This window comes from Dyadobacter bucti (assembly GCF_005869225.1).
GTDB lineage: Bacteria > Bacteroidota > Bacteroidia > Cytophagales > Spirosomataceae > Dyadobacter > Dyadobacter bucti.
In genome coordinates this window covers 1-18,851 of sequence record NZ_SWFP01000022.1, presented here as the reverse complement: position 1 = coordinate 18,851, position 18,851 = coordinate 1, and the positions used below count along the sequence as shown (strand labels likewise).

Here is an 18,851-nt window from a genome sequence, read left to right as displayed (position 1 = left end):
AATACATTGGCATACTTATTGAGCACCATTCCATTATAAATTTAACCACCGAGAACAATGAAAAAATTACTTGCCTTAATGGTAGCAATTCTTTTTTCTTTTAGTGTATATGCACAGGATAAAGAAAAGAAAATGAACAAGATGCATGCATCTATGAAAGATTGTGTAATGATGCACGATGGAAAGATGATGGTTATGAAAGGCGGTGAGATGACTGCAATGACCGAGGATATGACGTTGAAAAACGGAACAATGATTATGAAAGATGGCACCGTAATGATGAAGGACGGTACCAATAAGCCGCTTAAAGAAGGAGAAATGGTCGATATGGATGGAAAAATGGGTAAGATGGATATGGACATGAAAAAACACAAGTCAAAAAAATCAGGAACCAGGTAAATGCCTGTTCATTTCGATAAATGAATGCTCCGTTGTACACCTGATTATGGTTATACAGCGGAGCATTTTTACGTATTGCCCGTATTTCATAGTTGTTGCATAATAATGTGGTTCACGGAAATAGGTTACATATTATAATGTTATACAGTGTGAAAAGTAAAACCCGATAGGGTTAAAACAGTTGCCTATGATTTAGAAAAGCGGTGACAAGGCTTTATAGCAGTTGCATCATACAAGGAAGGTTAAGAATTAAAACCGTATTTAATTATTTGCTTAAATACTTAATTACTCCGTATCTTAGCAGTCTAAATGATGTAAATGAGCAATCAGCAAAGTTGTGTCCGGATTTTTGAAGATCAAGAAAAAATCCAGCAGTACACAGAAACCATAAATGAATTTCAGCCATTCTTTTCGCGATTGGCCCAGGTGATGGACTTGGCAGGAAATGAAAACCGTTTGAAGATCATTTATCTCTTGCGGGAAGAGAACAATCTATGTGTCTGTGATCTATCCGATATTTTAGGCATGAGTATTCCGGCCGTTTCCCAGCACTTACGTAAGCTTAAAGATGCACAACTGATTCAGGCCAGAAAGGTCGGGCAAACCGTGTTTTATTCCCTTCGGGAAGAATCCTTGGATATTTTGAATTCGATTTTAGCACATCTCACCACTTTACAAAAGTCGTCAGAGCTAGCGGTTAGCCTGAATTAAAAATTAAACTATGAAAACGACAGGATTGATTGGGCTTTTCACCGCATTTGCTTCTTCGCTCTGCTGCACAATTCCGCTGTTAGCTGTAATTCTAGGTACTTCTGGCTCGGCGAGTGGATTCGCGTGGCTTGAATCCTTTCGTCCTTATAGCATTGCTCTGACGATTGGGGCATTAGGTTGGGCCTGGTATGAACAATTTAAATCCAATAAAATGAAAGACTGCGCTTGCGACACAAACAGAACCTTCTTTTGGCAAACAAAAGGGTTTTTAGGAATAGTAACAGGAATGGCGTTACTATTGTTAACCTTCCCATCTTATTCAAAACTGCTATACCAAGAGAATGGCCTGCAAGTTTTACAACCTGCACAACAGGGGACGCAAAAGGTTGCCTATGTAACTATCAAAGGGATGTCTTGCGAAAGCTGCGAGCATCATATCAAAAAGGAGGTTGCTAAATTAAAGGGTGTATCGACAGTTGACGTTTCTTACCAGAAAGGGGCGGCCACCGTCAAATTTGATAGTAAGAAAACCTCAATTGCTGATATTAAAAAAGCGGTCGATGCGACTGGGTACAAAGTAACAGCCACAAAAACACTTTAAAATGGTCGCAATACTTGAATCTGTTATTACATGCCCGAATTGTGGGCATCTGCAAACAGAAATTATGCCAACAGACGCATGCATGTATTTTTATGAGTGCAGCTCTTGTAAGCTCGTGTTGAAGCCTTTGACCGGCGATTGCTGTGTTTTCTGTTCATATGGATCTCAGAAGTGCCCGCCTATCCAGGAGCAAAGAAGCTGTTGTCATTAAGCCCATATTAATGAACTATATTGATACAGACGCCCCCCTTGCGGTTGCAGTTGTCAAGGCTATTCAAACAGGGGATATCCAGGCGCTTACACAATTACTGGCCGATAATCCTGGGTTATCAAAAGCGAGGCTTGGTGATAATGACCCTTGTGGCATGTCGCGTACGTTACTACATGTTGCCACAGACTGGCCTGGCCACTTCCCAAATGTAGCTCAGACAATCAAAACGCTTGTTGAAGCCGGAAGCGACGTGAATGTACAATTCACCGGTCCACATTTTGAAACTCCTTGCATTGGGCTGCAAGTAGTAATGACATCGAAGCGCTTGATGCTTTAATTGATGCAGGCGCAAATATAGAAGCCGAAGGCGCAGTCATTGCCGGGGGAACCCCGCTTACTGATGCAAGAGCTTTTGGACAATGGAAAGCTGCACATAGGCTTGTGCAGCTCGGCGCACGGACCAATTTAACGGATGCTGCTACGCTTGGCCTGATGGAGAGATTAGAGGGTTATTTCACTGAAAATTCAAGACCTGAGAAGAGAGAGATTGACCGCGCTTTTTGGGGCTGTTGCCATGGCGGACAAAAAGTGGCAGCTGCTTTCTTACTTGAACAGGGAGCCAATATAAACTGGATTCCGGACTGGGAAAATCTATCACCCTTGGATGCTGCACATCGGGAAGGAGCAGACGACCTCGTTGAGTGGTTACACAGGCAAGGGGCAAAATCAGCGAGCGAGTTAGCAGAGATTCCTTCCGGCCTTTGACAGATGACGCATGCAATTTTCGGCGAGCAGAGCAACATCCTTCAAGGTGAGGCAGCCACTCGTCTGTCCCATTTGGTTTGAAGTTTCACAGACTAATCAGTATAGTCCGACATCCAGTACATTTTATTTATCCGAATATCCGTCATTGATATTATCTATGAGATTATTCTCCAAAATAAACCGGTGGGTTTTTCTGCTAGTCCGGTTTTCATTCCCTTGTAGGTTATTTTTCGCTAATTCGGGCTTTTCAGATTACAGATTAGCGGTTCATGAAAACTAGTTACAGAATATTATGACATAGCACGTTAAACTGTAAAATGTTTTCCTAGAAATTAAAGTCTTAGCGTGGTATGATTATTAATTTTGCGACTTCTGGTTCCTCAAAAGCATTAGATCTGATCAAATGATTTTCTATGATTGTTTGGTCTTCACCATAGATGTTTGAGCTGAATTCGAAGGTTCTCAAAAGCATGCGAATATAGGCAGTCGGATCGTGTTGTCTGGTAAGTTTTCGCAGCGCGCCCATATAGTCTTCACGATAGACGGTAGGAATAATTATCTTCGAAAGCCCTTTCGAAGAAAGTTCAGCATTCATCATTACCCTAGCAATTCTGCCATTTCCGTCAAGAAATGGATGAACTTCGCTAATCATAAACATCATGTAAGCTGCTTTGGCAAAAGGCTCGTCCAGTAGCGAATACCAATCGAACCCTTTTTTTAAAGTACCGGCCACCAATTGCCAGTCTACGAACTCCGTATTACCAGCCCGATTATTTTTGTCCTTAAACTGTCCGGGCTTTTTAGAAAGGCGCGCTCGTAACAATGTGGCGTGCCTGCTTCGCAACAGTTGCAAAAGTTCACTGGGTGAACTGGGAGTTATCGCCATTTCGTGCCGATCTGAAACAATTTGATAAGTACCCAGGATATCATGAGAGTCTTCATCGCGTTCAGGCAATGGTGTTTCAGTCTGGATAATCTGTTGAGCTTCATTAACAGCAAATTCTGTCCCTTCGATATAGTTTGAGAAATAGCTTTCAAAAAATCCAAAATTTCCATAAGCTTTTAATGAAACGTTTTTATCGGAATAAGCCGGGAAGGTCCGGCCACTCAAAGCTGCGTACAGTATTTCGAATAATGTAATTCTTGCAGGGTCAAAAGGATCTCCTAACGACCGTGCTATGGCGACAGGAGAATGAAGACTTTTAGAATCACCCGTTGTCAAGAGCGTCCCTATTAGATTGTTAAGTTTATTAAATTCTTTTTCCATCCCCAAGGCTGAGGCCAAGCTCCTAGCCTTATCTCGAATAACATTGATAGCATCTTCCCCCCTAGATCTAATAATCAGATCAAGTCTTTCTTCAATTTCCGAAATTGAAAGGGTTTTTGAAAGATCATTTCTAGTACGGGTTTCCTGCATATTTTCTAAAAATGCCCTTGCTTCCTGGGAAGCATATAAATTTTCAAAAAATACGTTGTCGTTTTCTTGCCGGGGAGGGCCTTGCTGAAAATGAATTGTAAGACCAGGTAATCGGTTCTTACGTGTGTAGGTGTATGTAACAAATATATGCTCACCGTCAGCCGGAACAAATTCCAGTGCGCTACGATGACTTAGAATTACACCCGGAAATTGATTGGATAGTATTCTGAACCAATTTCTCTTTATAACAACTTCGGGACGTTCTTCTAGGTTTGATGTATAAATGCGAGGGGCTATCTTTCGGATGATCCCTTTTTTCTCCAAAGAACTAATTTTGGCAGATTCTGTCTTGTTTGAAGACCCAAAAAGCACTTCTTGTAATCTTATCATTGGAATTCTTTCCATTAAGTCGCGCAATGTAAAGTGTTTGTAGGAAATTTTTCTATTAAATATACATATTGGTAGAAAATTTTCTATTAGCTCCTTCGCTGGGCTCACATTAATGTGGTTTATGATGAACTCCCTCCCCTACTTAAGCCAGCACCCGTGTAATTCTATTATTTTTTACGAGTCAAGAGTCGCATTTTTGTATTCATAGTGTTCACATACATACGACCTTACGCCATGATCACAAAATTGGGAAGACAGAATAGATAATGGTCGAATGCTTTGCCGTGATTGCAATCGTAGGAAATCGGACACCTAATATAAAGGACAAGCATGGTAAGCGATTAAGTATTCCACCGCTCACCATGCTTGTATCAATTTAATCTACTTATTGTTCTTATTGGGCACGTTTACACGTTCCTTTTCTGTGGTCTTCGGGTGCTTTTCTGCATAGTCCTTTGTAGTTAACTGCCCGTTGTCCGATCTCCGGTATATTGTTTTCTTTGTCATAATTGTAAGATTTTAAATTAATTGATTTTTAAGCCGTTACGATTTTAAGCCGTAACGGCTTAAATTTATGCTGCTTCCTGATGACGATTTACCAGTCGAGCAACCTTTTGCGGCCAGCCGCCCCTATGTACCAGTCGGTGCTTATGAAGATTTTCATCTAAGATTTCGGCCTTTGTTAGGAGGCATAAAGACTCCCAATCTTCACCGAATACATATGTTGCGTTGTCTGTAAATCGGCACTCTAATAAATACAGGTTGATATCCTCAAAGCAGAATATGACGTATCCATCGAAACCTGCTTCGCCGATGATAAGCTTACTCGGATTAAAACTCGAAATGTGTTTTAAGCGATAATCAACCAGCCTACGTTGTGCATTTGATAGCGATTTGGTGATATCCCTAAGAATATCTTTCGCTCTCTCCCATGGATATTCACCGGTAGGCAATACACGCCAGTTCCTGCGCTCAATCTTTAACTTGTGAATTTGTAGTAACTCGTCTGAAAGAATATCACACTCTCCAAACAGTTCTAAAAACAAGTTGATCGTATGCTTGATTGATGCATTTTGCCTGGCATCATTTGGATGATATTCCAGTGTTCGCGAAATGACGACTTTCTTGCCATCCTTAACATCTATGGTCAATTCTTCGCCAGGAGCAGGAACCGTAATACGAGGATAGCGTTTGTATGGGATTTCAACATGATGCCAACGCCCATGCCAATCCTTAATCATACCATCTCTGTAACATCGTATCATATTTTGATCCTTTTGAGGATCTTGTCGGCCCTCGGAGTTAAAAAATGAAACGGGACCTCTGGGTCTGGGTAGCAATCTTTCGCCCGGATTTAACTGTGAACTGAACCCAATTGCTGAAAGCACCTTGTGGTGGAGTTCTATGTTGGTCAGAGAAATCTGGAATTTACTTCCATCAGGAAGCGCGTGAAGAAAGATATTCACGTCGTGTATACGCGATTGTTGTAGTCGCATGACTTGGTGTTTAAAAATAAAACAAAATTTAATTCACGGTCAGGATCGATCGAGTATGATTGATCTGACTAGTTGGATCAGTGCGTAACTGATATGTGTAACAATGAATTAAAAAGCCTCGAAATGCGTTTTTGTTATATAGTTAAAACCAGTGCTCTGCTCAGCGTAAATTGATTTAGGCAGTGACGAAGTTGAAAAACAATGGTTTGAAATTTGCAGTAGAAAATCCTGTTCTTACCTTTGTTTATTGCAATCGCATTCATCAGAGTGTCAGTTGGAGGCTCAATTCCATCCTGATACCAACCAGTTTTAAAGCGTAAAGGCTTCATAGGATGCTAACCTATGAAGCTTTTTGCGTTTTAAGCATGGATCAATTTTTATATTTTTGATGTTAATCATCATCCTTATCATTTGCCCCATCACGGAGCTTTTGTCTTTTTCTCTTCTTCAGTACAAACAAATCCTCCCCTTCATATTTAGTTTTACTTATATCGAATGAGATAATGTGTTTTTCGTAATTCAGTTCTAGCTTATTAAATGTCGCGCCTAAGTTCATATAAAAGTAACTACCCGCTTTTGCGACTTTAACAGATCCTTTAATGTCCGCTGTTGCTGGTATAAAATAAATTGTATCAGCCGCTTCTGTCTCTTCATCAATCGCTACTTGATAATACGTTTCGTCACTCAAATCCATCATCTTAGAGGCTTCCATATTAAAACCTAACTTCCCGGTTATATGTATGGTTGCCTTTGGTTTTGCGGCGTTTGAATCTATATCAAGAATTTTAAGCTTCATAGTATTTTCAATTTATTCAAATTTACGAAAAATATAAATATTTTGCAAGTTTTTTGCAAAATATTTTTTAACTCTTATATTGACTCATTCATTTATCAATCTTTCATCATAGATATCATATATAATACCTTACGTAAATGTATCCTTGTTTCATTTCTTATATAATATTTATTACATAGTTTTTCTTGTATACATTAATGCCCTATTCTTTATGTGCATATATAACATTTATGTGTGTTGTGTCTTATATAGATTTTAATCTATAACTATTGCGTAGTTATTCGATGTAACTATGAACTAATCATAGTACAGCATATTCTCAATCTAATAATTTTCAGGCAAACAATGATGCAGGGCGCTAAACCTGTACCTCTCTCGCAGATTTGTCCACAAGCATACGTTGATTTGTGAGATGACAATTTGAGAAGTTTTAAATTTTCAGAGCGAAAAATGATCTTACAAGATAAGTCTCCCCTACCCCATTATGGTTTAGATCTGTCGCTGCGATCGGACGTTATTTGCGCATGCTACTGCATTGGAAGGGGAACGAGTTATTATTGGCCGGTAAGAATTTTGAATTTCTGTATATCTAGAAAATAATATTTCTGTCCTCCTACCGGAGGCTTGCGGCCTTCTAAATATGAATGGTATTTGCCTGTGAAGGTGATTGATAAATTGTCCTTTTTCAGTATATCTAAGTTGTCGCAGAGAAACCCTACATCTTGTGAATCAAATGTTCCAGGAATTGTAACGTATACTGCAAAGCGCTTTTCATATGCGTCATAGTAAATAGTCCCTTTTTGGCTTTTAACCTTTTTAAGACTTTTACCACTAAAACAGGTTTGACTTTCGGCATTCTCAGGTGGTATGTCCTCTTTGCCATCCGAGCAGCCAATAATACTCAAAAGAAGAACACTGCAGTAAAAAGGTAAATTTAGATGCCTCATTGCCAAGTAGTTTGTTTATTTCAGGACTAACATTCGTTAAAAAAAGTTGTAATCGTATTGAAAAATACTAGTTTTCTTATGTTTTGTCTGGCAATGAATAGTTGTTTGAGTTTTAAATCTCAGAAAATCCTCTATTCTTGATGCGGTGAGTGCTTTGCCCGTGTCGGCGCTTGCAATGAATCAAATTTCGGACGAGAAAAGACACCCCTAGTTCCAAGGGTTCCCTTTATTCAATTCTTGAGTTGACCATAATCAGTTCAACACTAAACTTACCCCGAGTTGTGCAACAGCTATGGACGTTTTGGGAGATAGTTCTTCCATGTTGCTAAACAATGCCTGCTCGACGGAATCATGCCGCTGAAAGGTTCTTAAAGATTGTTTCAGACCGGAACAATCTTTACCTTACATCTAACCAGTTTAATCGGAGTCTCTTCTCCGCCCTATTTTACTGCTGGTCAAGCCGCTCTAATCCAGCAGCCTAATGAAGCTATCACTTTTGACATTTAACAACATCGAAGTCCGTGAGCAATTCTTTAAAGATTGTCTTTCGATCCAGAATCGGCTGGTTGCATTAGCACTTAGAAACAAACAGCTTCTCGAAAAGTTGGCTGTTTTGCGATTTGGAAACAGCTGCATCACGGATCGGATTGAAAGCTTGAAATGCCATCCAGCGTTATCACTAACCTTTAACAAACATGACAAATAACACTTTAAGGGCCTTAGAGGCATATTTGCTTTTGTCAGCCCAAGACAAGCTTCAATTCCTAAACCAGATATCAGAAATTGAACAAATGAAGGGAATGGTCCGGCTGGACTATACAAAATCGCTGCTTATGCGAGCATCCAAGAGAAATCTAGATTCGGCAGCCAGACTTTCTGCTTGATGGCGGCTATCAAAACGATCTACATTGTTGATGATGACGAAGACTGGCGTTTCCTAGTAAAGGAAGCGATAAGTGAAGTCGGCGTACCCATATACGTAATCGAAGCAGATAATGGCCGGGAATTGTTTAAGATACTGCAAGACGAAGTCGCCGACGCCATTTTAGTGCTGGACGTTAATATGCCTGTAATGAATGGCCTGGAAACGCTAGAAGCCCTAAGGAAATCTTCTCACTGGTCTTCCCTGCCTATTTATCTGGTTTCCAGTTCAAGCAGCGAGGATTTGGCGCTTGCCGCTCGGGAAAAAGGCGCTACAAAGTTTATTACTAAACCAACCCATTTTAATGAATATGTTGAGCTGGTCAAGCAGTTATATAGCCACTATCAAGGAGATACAGCCAACAAAGTACACTAATCTAATAGCCCCATCATTTTTAAGCGATAAAGTTGCTTGATTAAACTATTAAGCTCCTGCTCCCATTTATGCCTTCTTCGAACAACTTTCTGCTCGTATTCAACTAGTTGCTGAAAATTTTGCAATTTTGGATTAAGGAATTTTATAGAGTCTGTTCGTATACTTTCCTTCATAACAATGTATTGTGAGCCCTTAATTTTTGAATGCGGACCTTGCAAAAAAATCATTCCTTCTTGTTAACAACGGTCTGTTTATGTAGCAGCTGCGGATCCGGAACAAGCTGGGAGAAGTGAGCTGTGCTTGTACAAAACCAAGAACCTTCACCAATCGGCCTTTCCCCTCTTGTTCTGTGTTTTGTTGTTTAACATAAAAAAGGGTTATACAAACTCAAAGAGCCAGTTCTTGGTTTAAACCTCCTTTGTCTTTTTAATCTCTTCCCACTTAACATTGGAACTTCCTTTATTGAAAACTTTATCAAAAAATCCCATTCTTTGATTTTTAGTGCTCGTTGTTAGCTCAATAATTCACATCCCAAATCTAAGGCTTCTTTTTTCTGTTGCTCTGCTTGGGTATAATTTTGGGCTGCTGCGCCAGCTCCTTCTTTTCCCTTTTGTTCTGCTCAAAAGTTTTGCTCTGCTCTTTGGTCTCGTGGTTTCGCTCACTCTTTTTATTACTTTAGGCCTAAGAATCAAACTATACATTGTTGGCAGTGGGTAGATGGAAATATAAATCGGAACACGGTACATTCACAATTCACCAGGCGCATGATAGCCGCTGGATTTTGGCATTAGATAATGATTCATTGGGCTCATACCACTCTCCACAGGCTGCGGCCGATGATGTATATGTTGGGGTAACAGGTTGTTTCGACTGGGATAGTGATACAGAAGTTGAGAGACCGGAAGATTTATCCGATTGGAGACAATTTTAATTTCAAGACTTGATTTCCACTTCACGGGACCTAGGTGGCCTTATGTGAGTGGCAGCGACTCGGTATTACTGTTAATATCTGTAGGTTTTACCTATTTATGATAATAGTAAAATACGTCAACGCCGCCAACCTAGTAAACTTTAAAACCGCTTAGGTTTTCCCTGGTACATGGCCTAGTAATTACCCCGGTATGACCACTCACAGATTTTCAGAGTACAAGACATCATGGTTAACACACGAGTATATTCGATGAATAAGCTTATTTCGAACAGCGTTCAGGATCACCATGTTGTTTTTGCCCTCTGATTGCTTTTTTAAATAATATTCTCTAAGGAAACTTTTGGGACGGCGAAGCCAGCCCATTGCAGCTAAATGCAGGTTCGCTTTTAATTCCTTATTGGCAAGAAATGATATTCTTGATCTCCCAAATGTCACCCCTCCGGAGGACTTTTCAAAGGGGGCCACACCGCAATAGCAGGCAAATTGTCTAGCTGTTGTTATCTTTTTAAACTCATTGGTGTGGATAATAATTTGTACTGCAATCACCTTTCCAATACAAGGCACAGATGTGATCAGTTCAAACATTCTTTTCAAAGTGGTGTCTGATGAAATTAAGGTATCAATCTGTAAATCAACGCTTATGATATCTTCTTTTATTGCGGAAACACTTCGACTGAAAGTAAGTCCTATGTCCCAACATTGTTGCTTGCTTAGAAAGTAATTATTTACTTTAACCTCATTTGTAAGAATTGTCCGGGTCTTAATTAGCCGGTTTCGAATGGCGGTCAATTTTTGTAAATAGTGGATGCAATCTCGTGGGGCCTCGTACATTTTTAATACGGAAATATTTTTGTGTGCATACTCGGCAATGCGTATGGCATCTATCCGGTCATTCTTGCCCCTGGCAATTCCGAGCGACCTTTTAATCCTGAGAGGTGATTCCAAACATAGCGGAATTTTTTTTCGCAATGCTTCGGCAATAACAAATTGGCAAATACCCCCATATCTTCTGCACAAATAAGCATATTCTTAGCACGGCATCCCAGGTCTGTTGTGAGCTGACGAAGAAAAAGCCTAAGTGCATCTGCATTGTGAGTAATCTGATGTGAAACTACTTGGATACCAGGTTTGAGCACAGCGATATCAACGGTTGATTTGGAGATATCCATTCCAAGTATCACCTTTGGAACGGAAGGATAAAGTGATTTTGCCATGTTATTAGTAAGTTATAAGCATCGTGTTGCTGGGATAATGAAAGGAAGGCTACCGTGGAGGCGATTCACTTAAGTCTAAATTTAACAAAAGCCAATCAATTCAGGTAAGATATTTTGGCAGCTTTCAAAAGGATTTATAGATCAAAAAAGTACCTGTCCCGTCCCCTATTTTGTCAGAAATTAATCTAAATAATATGTATTAAAGTGCTATGTTAAGTGTTTAAAACAGCACTGGAAAAGGCATTAGTAATAGTGCTAGATGTTGTACTTTTTTCTGAGTGTTGTAAATACAAGTGTTATCCTTGATGCTTAAAAATTGTCATGAGTTGTGGCCCTCTTTGATAACTATCACCTACTGACAGGTATTGCTCCTCTCTTTCTACTCCGCAATATCTTTCAATTAGAAAACTGGGATATTCTTGCCAACAAAATCTAATCAAAGATTAGGCGATCAATATCATTGCTTAGGACCAGGCTGTGGTAGGAGATTCAGAAGTACCTGCTCCCCTCCCCTATCTTCTCCGAAGTTAAGATAAAAATATGTGCAATAAGTGCTATTTTCAGTGCTTAAAACAGCACCAAAAAGGCATTAGTAACAGTGCTGCATATTGTACTATTTCCAAGCGTGGTAATTCAAGTGTTAATCCTTGATGCTCAAAATATGCCCATTCATGAGTTGTGACTCTTTGATAATTATGGCCTACTCGCAGCTGTTGCTCCTCTTTTTCCACTCTGCGATATCTTTCAATTAGAAAAGTGGGATATTCTTGCCAACAAAATCTAACCAAAGATTAGGTGATCAATATCATTGCTTAGGACCAGGCTGTGATAGGAACTTGAAATAACATAATAATGTGATTCAGCTCGTTCAGATACTATCAACAAAGTCTCATAGCATGAAAGCTATTGGCAAATTTTCAGTGTTGGAAACAGCACTAAAAATAACACTGAATATAGTATTTGTTTTTGTGTAAGAGTTTGTATTAATTGCAGCATCATTTTTAACACATGAACTAGTGGTAATATCATTCAACTCAATTAAGGGTGGGGTAGGCAAGAGTACCCTGGCTACGACGATGGCTGGATGGCTGGCTAGCCAAGGAAAGGATGTGCTGCTTGTAGATGGTGACGATCAGGAAACGTCTTCAGATTTTACTGCATGGCGGGAGCAGACACTTGGCAATACGGGATACACGCTTGTCAATATGACTGGTGCAAATCTCCGGAAACAAGTTGAAGCCATGAAGCCAAAATATGATCATATCATAATTGACACGGGTGGAAGAGACACCACTAGTCAAAGGGCAGCGCTATCTGTGGCTGACGTATCAATGATACCGTTTGTGCCGCGCAGTTTTGATCTATGGACAATTACTAAGGTAACGGATCTTATAGACGAAATTCAATCGATTCGGGCTGAGCCATTGATCGCTTACACGTTCCTGAGCCGTGCTGATATTCGTAGTGCTGATAACCGAGATGTTGCAGAAGCGCTCTCTCAGATTTCTCAGCTCACTTATTTGCCTTATCCGATCAGCAACCGTAAAGCTATCAGCAACGCTGCTGGATTGGGGCTTACACCGTTTGAGGGTGAAAACATCGACCCCAAAGCAACCAAAGAAATAGAGGACTTATTTAACCGTGTATTAAATGGCAACCACGTTACCGCCACCGCGTAAACCAAAAGTGACCGAAGCCGACATTGAGGCAGTTATTAACAAAGGAGGAAGTACTATTAAAGAAACTGCTCCTGCTGATCCAGAAAAGGCAAAGCACATCAATGTGCGCCTTACTGGCCAAATCATTAGTGAGATAGATAGTCGCCGATTGAAGCGTCCCCGAAGGCCTGGGTCGCCTAAGCCAGGGATCAGTATCCACGATTGGATTGTTGAGGCCGTTTTAGAAAAGCTGAATAGTGAAAAATAGCACTAGAAACAGTGCTATTTTTAGTATTTTAAATAGTGCTGTAAGTAGTGCCTTAAAATTTGTATATGGAGGAAAAAGAAACCCAAGCTAATGTCAGCAGTGATATTAGTTCAAAAAACGACTTCTTTCTAAGTCGAATCGACAGAAGTGTTGCTGATAATCTTCATGACATAAGGAAATCGTTTGGTGAGGACGCTGGAATAGTAAAGGATTTTATTGTATTCATTAGCAAAAACTTGAAGAAGGATCTTTTTGGGTATACTAAATTTACGCTGAAAGATTTTTGTAAAGAGTCTGGCCGAAACAGACAGGACTTAGCTAGGAAACATCCGTACTTTATTGCCAATCCCAAGGCAGTTATTCCAGAGTACTTTGGGCATGAATTTGTTTCTGTCTTTGACTATGCGCTTTTTAACATGCTTCAAAAGAATATAATTTTTGCGAAGTCATACGCGGTCAATACAAAAAATGAGGTAATCCAGCTTAAGAATTTTCCAATCCTTAAGGATATCAAGCTGAATCTGAACCGGCAATCAAATACCATAAAAATTTATGAGATCAGAATCTCTGATGAATGGCTAGATGGCTTTATTAGCCGATACTATACCATTGAAACAAATGGTTATCCCAAAATTGGTAAGGGTAGGGGAGGAGATGGCCGGAAAAGCTTGTATCTAATCCTTCAAAGGACTAGGCATCAACTACTAAGCCAAAAAGAGACCACAGCTCGATTTTCAGTGGATTATCTGGCTGATTTGGCAGAGTTAGAGGTAGAGCAAAACAGATTTAGGAAAAAGTCATTAAAGAGAATACTAGATTTCTTTCAAGAAAAGGGAGACTTCCCTTTTTCCTACAGGTTCGTAAAAGGTGATCCATCTAAACCTTACCAAGAAGAATACTGGGTTGAACTAGACTTTTCAAGTTCAGTAAACATTCCATCTTTGACTGAACGGCGAGGGGATCATCTATTCTTCAATTCCTTGATCATAGAACTAAGGAATATTTTCAATTCTAAGCATTCAAAAGTAGCAATAAAGGATGAAACGGATGTCTTTCAGCGCTGGTTAACTAACGCTGATGCGGATACAGACATTAAAATAGACGTACTGATCTCTGCATATTATAAAGCTTATAATCAGCAACTTACCAAAGTACAGGCTAAACAATATATAAGGGATGGTTTTCTTAGTAGGTAGTGCTGTCGAGTATTGCCTCATTCAAGTGGATTGATATCACTATTGTTCCAAAATTCAATAAAGCTTTCTGTCGAGTATTGCCTCATATCATCCTATAAGCTGTTTTAGTTTGATCCTTGTAGTCCTTAAATTATATACAATGGGGGTTGAGAGCTAAAAAATGGTTGAATATCGTTAATGCTGTCGAGTATTGGCTCAGGAGCTTGGATGAAGTAGATATGACGCCTTGACAAGTCACATCGCTGTCGAGTATTGCCACAAATCTGTCGAGTATTGCCACAAATCTGTCGAGTGTTGTTACATTGCTGTCGAGTATCGCCGCATCGCTGTCGAGTATTGCCTCACAAATAAGCATTGCTGTCGTTCTTTGCCTCATTGCTGTCGGATATTGCCACGTATGTCTCCTCACTGTCGAGCTTCGCCACGGTAAAAACAGCGTCTATAATCATCAAATGTTGATTGCTGTCGAACTTTGCCACCATATATATAGGTTTATTATAAAAACTTATAAATGGGAAAATTTAGAAATCGGTATTCGTTCCTACGTCACTCATCACATATTTTATTAGCAAACACGCAAATGCGGCCTGCGTCGCTACGCGCACGCTAAAAAGGTCTTTTGGGGTGTTGTATTGGTTACAGTCCTTTTGTTTTTTTAGGGAAAACAAAAATTGCGAAATGACTTGAAATAATAATCTCCTAAAAAAAAAGGGAGGTGAGAACTAAGTTTTTAGTTATATTGTTTTTTATTTTAGCGTGCCTTTATGTCAGTCATTTTGAGTCTTAGTAAACAGGTGTTCCACGACAAGTATTAAGTCAAAAACCAAGTCAATAACTAATTCTGGACGGTAATATTTCTATGCGTGCAGACAACAATTGAATAACTCACTTGCTGACAGTACTGTGATATCATCAGAATCAGCCTAAACTTCTCCGTTAGTTGAGAATAAATAAATGTACTTAGCAATCCCTCGAAGCCGTTCATCAAGCCTCATATTCCCTTGTTTTACTTGGGCAACATCTGTTTTGTGATGTTATTCAATGTTTATAATGAATTTGATATCCTATGGTTGCTGGTTTGCATGAACTGGAATTATACAATACCCCTTAATCTTGGGGTAAACTAAAGAAAAGGATAAAAACCGTCACGACTTTCGCGTACGGTTTTTATCGCACCGCAGTATAGTACATTCAATTCTGAGCGGGGCTTGCCCATGACAAATCAAAGACACAGTTGATATAATCTTTGGTTGTCCGAAATACTACATGATAATCATATACATTATTGAACCTTTACTGTCACTTTCGAAAAAACATACAGCGTTTCGGTTGCAATTTGTTTGCAACGCTCGTCATATTTCGGTGTCTCCTGCGCGGTACCATCAAACGCTTTCGGGTCATCATACGGAACAGCAACCCTTGCTGCCGCGCCCTTAACAACAGGACAAGCTTCATCAGCCTGGGAACAGGTCATAATTGCGCAGAAATTGCTTTGGGGATTGCTGGCATCATCATATTTCTTTGAGAATGCCTTCAAAGGTTCGCTACCGGCTCCGTAGCTTACTTGATAGACCGGGTTTTTGCCTTCTGATGTTTTTGTGATATCGAAGCCGGCCCTCTTGCAAGCAGCGACAGCTCTTTCATTGAACGCGCTGGACTCAGTACCGCCAGAGTATGTTTTTACATTAGGGATGTTATAGTAAGCAGCAGCAGTTGCTCCCCAGATTTGCCCGAAGTGACTGCGCCTGGAATTGTGGGTACAGATGTAGGTGAGCTCTGCACGCTGCCCAGCTTTAACTTGCTTTTGAATAAATGCAGCAATCTTGTCAAGCTCTTCCACCCGGTCCTGGGGTATTTTTGAGAAGTCTTCTTTAATCGTGTTGATGTAAGAAGTCAGCTCTGGATTAAGCGCTTTCTTATCATCGTGCTTGTTAGTAGGCACAATTGCAGCAGTAGTTATAAAGGTCATAATTATCAATTTGATCAGGTTCATATTTTATTAAAGTCAGTTAAAATTTAAAGATTGATCGTAAAGATACGATTCATTTTATCAGACAAAAAAATTTCCATCGTAATATTGCAATTAATAAATTGCCCGTTATATTTGCAGTATGGGAGTTACTAAAACCGAAATATTTACTGAGCAGCAAAACCGTATTGCGGATCTGGCCAAAGCATTCTCACACCCGGCCAGGGTTGCGATTTTGCAACTGCTAATCGCTAGAAAATCTTGTGTATGTGGAGACCTGGTCGATGAGCTCGAACTTGCCCAAGCCACAGTTTCTCAACACTTGAAAGAGCTGAAAAGGATCGGCATCATTCACGGTGAAATCAATCCACCGCGGGTTTGCTATTGCATTAATCCAATCGTCTGGTCAGAAGCACAAGAAACATTTGGGGCATTACTGGATACATTTGCACTCACCACATCCTGCTGTAACTAAGCAGGGTATTTTTTTAAGAAAATTGATCGTAATAATACATTTAACCAATAGAAACCATGAGCCAATCGAATCCAGCCGCCCGCGGCCCGATGACCTGGGGTGATTTCAAAAACACTCTCGAACAAAATCCAGATTTATACCTCCAATTTCAATACGAAGAAGGCAAGTTTGTCGATAGCTCTTACCACATCACCGAAATCAAGCAAGCGCCGATTGTATCTGTGGACTGCGGCGGGCAAATGAACAGCTGGACAGAAGTAATTGTCCAACTCTGGGAGCCTTCGGTGAAAGAAGTAGATCGCTCCATGAAGGTAGATAAGGCGCTAAAAATCGTGAACCTGGTGGAAAAAACCCTGCCTTTGAACCCGAATGCAACGGTGAAGATTGAATTTGGCAATTCGAAGTTTGATACGCGCCAAATGTATCCTGGTGAGTTTATTGTCGATGGTGAAGCATTCACGGTTAACCTGGTTCCGGACTTCACCCAATGCAAGGCGCTCACACGTAACCAAAGCTGTGGTACATCGTCAGCAGAAGCCTCATGCTGCGCGCCTGCCCCTGTTAAGCAAGAACTGGAATTAGTTACCTCGGATGGAGCCAGCTGCCAGCCTGGTTCTGGATGCTGCTAATCAAACAAGAAACATGATGACACTACAAATTGAAAATGCTAGGCCGGAAGAAAAGGAGTTGGTGATCAGCTTACTCAACGAAGTTGACCTTCTTACCGAAGATTTACCAGAAGGCCTGCCTAATTTCCTTTTAGCCAAAGAGGGCAATGAACTTGTTGGTGTGGCTGGTCTGGAACTGTTCGGGTCAGTTGGCTTGCTGCGCTCAGTCGCTGTCAATCCTGCTCATCAAGGCCAAGGTATCGCCGGCCGGATGGTCGAGCAGCTTCTGGTTGGTGCTGACGAGCAGGATTTGCAAGCCGTTTATCTGATCACAACCACAGCTGACCATTACTTCGACCGGTACGGCTTCACGGCTGTGGAGCGTCAGCAGGTTCCGGAAGCAATTCAGCGAACCAGGCAGTTTAGCGGCCTTTGCCCTTCATCAGCTGTTGTCATGAAAAGGAATTTAAAGCATCAAACCGCATGAATAACCCACGTCTTTCTTTTTTAGACCGCTATCTGACCTTGTGGATCTTTCTGGCCATGCTGATCGGTGTGTCAATCGGCTATTTTTTACCCGGGACACCTGACTTTATCAATCAGTTTAATTCTGGGTCAACTAACGTTCCATTGGCAATTGGCTTGGTATTGATGATGTACCCGCCCTTGGCCAAGGTACGTTATGCTGAACTTCCAAAAGTGTTTAACAACACTAAAATCCTGGGGCTATCGCTACTTCAAAACTGGATAATCGGCCCGTTGCTGATGTTTGGCTTGGCCGTAATCTTTTTGCCGGATAAGCCAGAATATATGACCGGACTGATCATGATCGGCATTGCCCGCTGCATTGCAATGGTCATTGTTTGGAATGATTTGGCTAATGGTGACCGCCTGTATGCGGCAGGGCTCGTTGCATTTAACAGTATTTTTCAAGTCTTGTTTTATTCGGTGTATGCCTATGTATTCGTAACGGTTTTACCGCCGCTTTTCGGACTGAAAGGTTTCGAGGTTAACATTACGATTGGTCAAGTCGCCCAAAGCGTTTTCATCTATCTGGGTATCCCATTCTTGGCTGGAATCATTTCCAGGATTGTATTAAGCAAGCTTTTTAGTAAAGAATGGTACGAGACAAAATTCCTTCCGGCCATCAGCCCGATCACTTTGATTGCCTTGCTCTTTACGATTGTGGTCATGTTCAGTTTGAAAGGGCAGCTGATCGTGAGTATCCCCTTTGATGTGCTGCGGATTGCGCTGCCGCTGACGATCTATTTTGCGATCATGTTTTTCTCTGCTTTCTATTTGTCCAAACGTGCAGGCGCGGATTATGCTAAATCAACTTCACTGGCCTTCACTGCCGCCGGTAACAACTTTGAGCTGGGGATTGCTGTCGCCATCGCGGTATTTGGGATTGATTCCGGGGCGGCATTCGCTGCGGTGATCGGCCCGCTGATCGAAGTGCCGGTCTTAATCCTGATGGTGAATTTTGCATTGAAACAACAGCA

General features: G+C 40.7%; 23 protein-coding genes and 1 pseudogene. 15 read left to right on the top strand and 9 right to left on the bottom strand.

Going from position 1 to position 18,851, the window contains the following annotated elements; translation table 11 throughout:
• Positions 1-57: 57 nt before the first annotated feature.
• The 6 genes from FBF61_RS33430 to FBF61_RS34945 all read left to right on the top strand — a co-directional run bounded on the left by FBF61_RS33430 (position 58) and on the right by FBF61_RS34945 (position 2,687).
• Positions 58-399 (top strand): DUF6799 domain-containing protein, encoded by a 342-nt coding sequence (locus FBF61_RS33430; RefSeq protein ID WP_138485339.1) that lies wholly within the window; start codon positions 58-60, stop codon positions 397-399.
• A gap of 318 nt (positions 400-717) precedes the next feature.
• Positions 718-1,110 (top strand): ArsR/SmtB family transcription factor, encoded by a 393-nt coding sequence (locus tag FBF61_RS33425; protein WP_138485338.1) that lies wholly within the window; start codon positions 718-720, stop codon positions 1,108-1,110.
• A gap of 10 nt (positions 1,111-1,120) precedes the next feature.
• Positions 1,121-1,711, top strand: coding sequence for a mercuric transport protein MerTP (merTP, locus tag FBF61_RS33420; RefSeq protein WP_138485337.1), 591 nt, complete (start codon positions 1,121-1,123; stop codon positions 1,709-1,711).
• A gap of 1 nt (position 1,712) precedes the next feature.
• Positions 1,713-1,922, top strand: a complete 210-nt coding sequence (locus tag FBF61_RS35225; protein ID WP_138485336.1) for a GDCCVxC domain-containing (seleno)protein — start codon at positions 1,713-1,715, stop codon at positions 1,920-1,922.
• 10 nt (positions 1,923-1,932) lie between these two features.
• Entirely contained in the window at positions 1,933-2,259 is a 327-nt protein-coding gene (locus tag FBF61_RS34950; RefSeq protein ID WP_205748355.1) for a hypothetical protein, read from the top strand.
• Complete coding sequence (locus FBF61_RS34945) at positions 2,211-2,687, top strand: ankyrin repeat domain-containing protein (protein ID WP_205748354.1); 477 nt, start codon at positions 2,211-2,213, stop codon at positions 2,685-2,687. Before FBF61_RS34950 ends, FBF61_RS34945 begins: the two co-directional genes overlap by 49 nt.
• A gap of 340 nt (positions 2,688-3,027) precedes the next feature.
• Here the strand turns inward: FBF61_RS34945 and FBF61_RS33405 are convergent, their stop codons facing one another.
• The gene (locus tag FBF61_RS33405; RefSeq protein ID WP_138485335.1) at positions 3,028-4,509 is read right to left on the bottom strand and encodes a Fic family protein; all 1,482 of its coding nucleotides are present in this window, start codon (positions 4,507-4,509) and stop codon (positions 3,028-3,030) included.
• Positions 4,510-4,741: 232 nt separating this feature from the next.
• On the opposite strand from FBF61_RS33405, the pseudogene FBF61_RS35720 reads away from it, so the two are divergent.
• A pseudogene (locus FBF61_RS35720) lies at positions 4,742-4,810 on the top strand (HNH endonuclease); the annotation flags it as partial.
• Between the two features lie 65 nt (positions 4,811-4,875).
• On the opposite strand, the gene FBF61_RS35360 reads toward FBF61_RS35720, so the two are convergent.
• The 4 genes from FBF61_RS35360 to FBF61_RS33380 form a co-directional block, all read right to left on the bottom strand.
• Positions 4,876-5,001 (bottom strand): multidrug transporter, encoded by a 126-nt coding sequence (locus tag FBF61_RS35360; protein WP_138485334.1) that lies wholly within the window; start codon positions 4,999-5,001, stop codon positions 4,876-4,878.
• A 65-nt stretch (positions 5,002-5,066) separates the two neighbouring features.
• On the bottom strand, positions 5,067-5,990 hold the full coding sequence (locus FBF61_RS33390; RefSeq protein WP_138485333.1) for a hypothetical protein: 924 nt from the start codon (positions 5,988-5,990) through the stop codon (positions 5,067-5,069).
• Between the two features lie 391 nt (positions 5,991-6,381).
• Complete coding sequence (locus FBF61_RS33385) at positions 6,382-6,786, bottom strand: hypothetical protein (RefSeq protein ID WP_138485332.1); 405 nt, start codon at positions 6,784-6,786, stop codon at positions 6,382-6,384.
• Positions 6,787-7,340: 554 nt separating this feature from the next.
• Entirely contained in the window at positions 7,341-7,733 is a 393-nt protein-coding gene (locus FBF61_RS33380) for a hypothetical protein (protein ID WP_138485331.1), read from the bottom strand.
• Between the two features lie 883 nt (positions 7,734-8,616).
• On the opposite strand from FBF61_RS33380, the gene FBF61_RS33375 reads away from it, so the two are divergent.
• Positions 8,617-9,030, top strand: a complete 414-nt coding sequence (locus FBF61_RS33375; RefSeq protein WP_138485330.1) for a response regulator — start codon at positions 8,617-8,619, stop codon at positions 9,028-9,030.
• 1,129 nt (positions 9,031-10,159) lie between these two features.
• On the opposite strand, the gene FBF61_RS33365 is transcribed toward FBF61_RS33375, so the two are convergent.
• Both FBF61_RS33365 and FBF61_RS34845 read right to left on the bottom strand, forming a co-directional pair.
• Complete coding sequence (locus FBF61_RS33365; RefSeq protein WP_166444693.1) at positions 10,160-10,906, bottom strand: transposase; 747 nt, start codon at positions 10,904-10,906, stop codon at positions 10,160-10,162.
• Positions 10,843-11,175 carry an IS110 family transposase gene (locus FBF61_RS34845; protein ID WP_166444692.1) on the bottom strand — a complete coding sequence of 111 codons (333 nt, stop codon included), beginning with the start codon at positions 11,173-11,175 and terminating at the stop codon, positions 10,843-10,845. Before FBF61_RS34845 ends, FBF61_RS33365 begins: the two co-directional genes overlap by 64 nt.
• Before the next feature lie 1,016 nt (positions 11,176-12,191).
• Here FBF61_RS34845 and FBF61_RS33360 point away from each other — a divergent pair.
• The 3 genes from FBF61_RS33360 to FBF61_RS33350 all read left to right on the top strand — a co-directional run bounded on the left by FBF61_RS33360 (position 12,192) and on the right by FBF61_RS33350 (position 14,297).
• Positions 12,192-12,854: an AAA family ATPase gene (locus FBF61_RS33360; protein ID WP_131962144.1), complete on the top strand. Its 663-nt coding sequence runs from the start codon at positions 12,192-12,194 to the stop codon at positions 12,852-12,854.
• Entirely contained in the window at positions 12,826-13,101 is a 276-nt protein-coding gene (locus tag FBF61_RS33355; protein WP_138485328.1) for a hypothetical protein, read from the top strand. Before FBF61_RS33360 ends, FBF61_RS33355 begins: the two co-directional genes overlap by 29 nt.
• Positions 13,102-13,166: 65 nt before the next feature.
• A complete protein-coding gene (locus tag FBF61_RS33350; protein WP_138485327.1) occupies positions 13,167-14,297 on the top strand; it encodes a hypothetical protein in 1,131 nt (376 codons plus the stop codon).
• A 341-nt stretch (positions 14,298-14,638) separates the two neighbouring features.
• Here FBF61_RS33350 and FBF61_RS34840 read toward each other — a convergent pair whose 3' ends face one another.
• Together FBF61_RS34840 and FBF61_RS33345 are read right to left on the bottom strand one after the other, a co-directional pair.
• Positions 14,639-14,779: a hypothetical protein gene (locus FBF61_RS34840; RefSeq protein WP_166444691.1), complete on the bottom strand. Its 141-nt coding sequence runs from the start codon at positions 14,777-14,779 to the stop codon at positions 14,639-14,641.
• 800 nt (positions 14,780-15,579) lie between these two features.
• A complete protein-coding gene (locus FBF61_RS33345; protein ID WP_138485326.1) occupies positions 15,580-16,290 on the bottom strand; it encodes a low molecular weight phosphatase family protein in 711 nt (236 codons plus the stop codon).
• A gap of 118 nt (positions 16,291-16,408) precedes the next feature.
• Between FBF61_RS33345 and FBF61_RS33340 the strand changes: the two genes are divergently transcribed.
• The 4 genes from FBF61_RS33340 to arsB all read left to right on the top strand — a co-directional run.
• A complete protein-coding gene (locus tag FBF61_RS33340) occupies positions 16,409-16,741 on the top strand; it encodes an ArsR/SmtB family transcription factor (RefSeq protein WP_138485325.1) in 333 nt (110 codons plus the stop codon).
• 56 nt (positions 16,742-16,797) lie between these two features.
• Positions 16,798-17,370 carry a DUF6428 family protein gene (locus FBF61_RS33335; RefSeq protein ID WP_229215344.1) on the top strand — a complete coding sequence of 191 codons (573 nt, stop codon included), beginning with the start codon at positions 16,798-16,800 and terminating at the stop codon, positions 17,368-17,370.
• 13 nt (positions 17,371-17,383) lie between these two features.
• Positions 17,384-17,836 (top strand): arsenic resistance N-acetyltransferase ArsN2, encoded by a 453-nt coding sequence (gene arsN2 / locus FBF61_RS33330; RefSeq protein WP_229215343.1) that lies wholly within the window; start codon positions 17,384-17,386, stop codon positions 17,834-17,836.
• The coding region (gene arsB / locus FBF61_RS33325; RefSeq protein WP_138485324.1) for an ACR3 family arsenite efflux transporter at positions 17,833-18,851 on the top strand (1,019 nt) is incomplete at its 3' end. The genes arsN2 and arsB, both read left to right, overlap by 4 nt.

Bases quoted from the DNA above. Each gene is read 5' to 3' on its own strand.
- FBF61_RS33340 (WP_138485325.1), top strand. From the start codon at position 16,409: ATGGGAGTTACTAAAACCGAAATATTTACTGAGCAGCAAAACCGTATT.
- FBF61_RS33375 (WP_138485330.1), top strand. From the start codon at position 8,617: ATGGCGGCTATCAAAACGATCTACATTGTTGATGATGACGAAGACTGG.
- FBF61_RS33405 (WP_138485335.1), bottom strand. From the start codon at position 4,509: ATGGAAAGAATTCCAATGATAAGATTACAAGAAGTGCTTTTTGGGTCT.
- FBF61_RS33430 (WP_138485339.1), top strand. From the start codon at position 58: ATGAAAAAATTACTTGCCTTAATGGTAGCAATTCTTTTTTCTTTTAGT.
- FBF61_RS33380 (WP_138485331.1), bottom strand. From the start codon at position 7,733: ATGAGGCATCTAAATTTACCTTTTTACTGCAGTGTTCTTCTTTTGAGT.
- arsN2 (WP_229215343.1), top strand. From the start codon at position 17,384: ATGATGACACTACAAATTGAAAATGCTAGGCCGGAAGAAAAGGAGTTG.
- FBF61_RS35225 (WP_138485336.1), top strand. From the start codon at position 1,713: ATGGTCGCAATACTTGAATCTGTTATTACATGCCCGAATTGTGGGCAT.
- FBF61_RS33350 (WP_138485327.1), top strand. From the start codon at position 13,167: ATGGAGGAAAAAGAAACCCAAGCTAATGTCAGCAGTGATATTAGTTCA.
- FBF61_RS33390 (WP_138485333.1), bottom strand. From the start codon at position 5,990: ATGCGACTACAACAATCGCGTATACACGACGTGAATATCTTTCTTCAC.
- FBF61_RS33355 (WP_138485328.1), top strand. From the start codon at position 12,826: ATGGCAACCACGTTACCGCCACCGCGTAAACCAAAAGTGACCGAAGCC.
- merTP (WP_138485337.1), top strand. From the start codon at position 1,121: ATGAAAACGACAGGATTGATTGGGCTTTTCACCGCATTTGCTTCTTCG.
- FBF61_RS35360 (WP_138485334.1), bottom strand. From the start codon at position 5,001: ATGACAAAGAAAACAATATACCGGAGATCGGACAACGGGCAGTTAACT.
- FBF61_RS33335 (WP_229215344.1), top strand. From the start codon at position 16,798: ATGAGCCAATCGAATCCAGCCGCCCGCGGCCCGATGACCTGGGGTGAT.
- FBF61_RS34840 (WP_166444691.1), bottom strand. From the start codon at position 14,779: ATGGTGGCAAAGTTCGACAGCAATCAACATTTGATGATTATAGACGCT.
- FBF61_RS34845 (WP_166444692.1), bottom strand. From the start codon at position 11,175: ATGGCAAAATCACTTTATCCTTCCGTTCCAAAGGTGATACTTGGAATG.
- FBF61_RS34950 (WP_205748355.1), top strand. From the start codon at position 1,933: ATGAACTATATTGATACAGACGCCCCCCTTGCGGTTGCAGTTGTCAAG.
- FBF61_RS33425 (WP_138485338.1), top strand. From the start codon at position 718: ATGAGCAATCAGCAAAGTTGTGTCCGGATTTTTGAAGATCAAGAAAAA.
- FBF61_RS33345 (WP_138485326.1), bottom strand. From the start codon at position 16,290: ATGAACCTGATCAAATTGATAATTATGACCTTTATAACTACTGCTGCA.
- FBF61_RS33385 (WP_138485332.1), bottom strand. From the start codon at position 6,786: ATGAAGCTTAAAATTCTTGATATAGATTCAAACGCCGCAAAACCAAAG.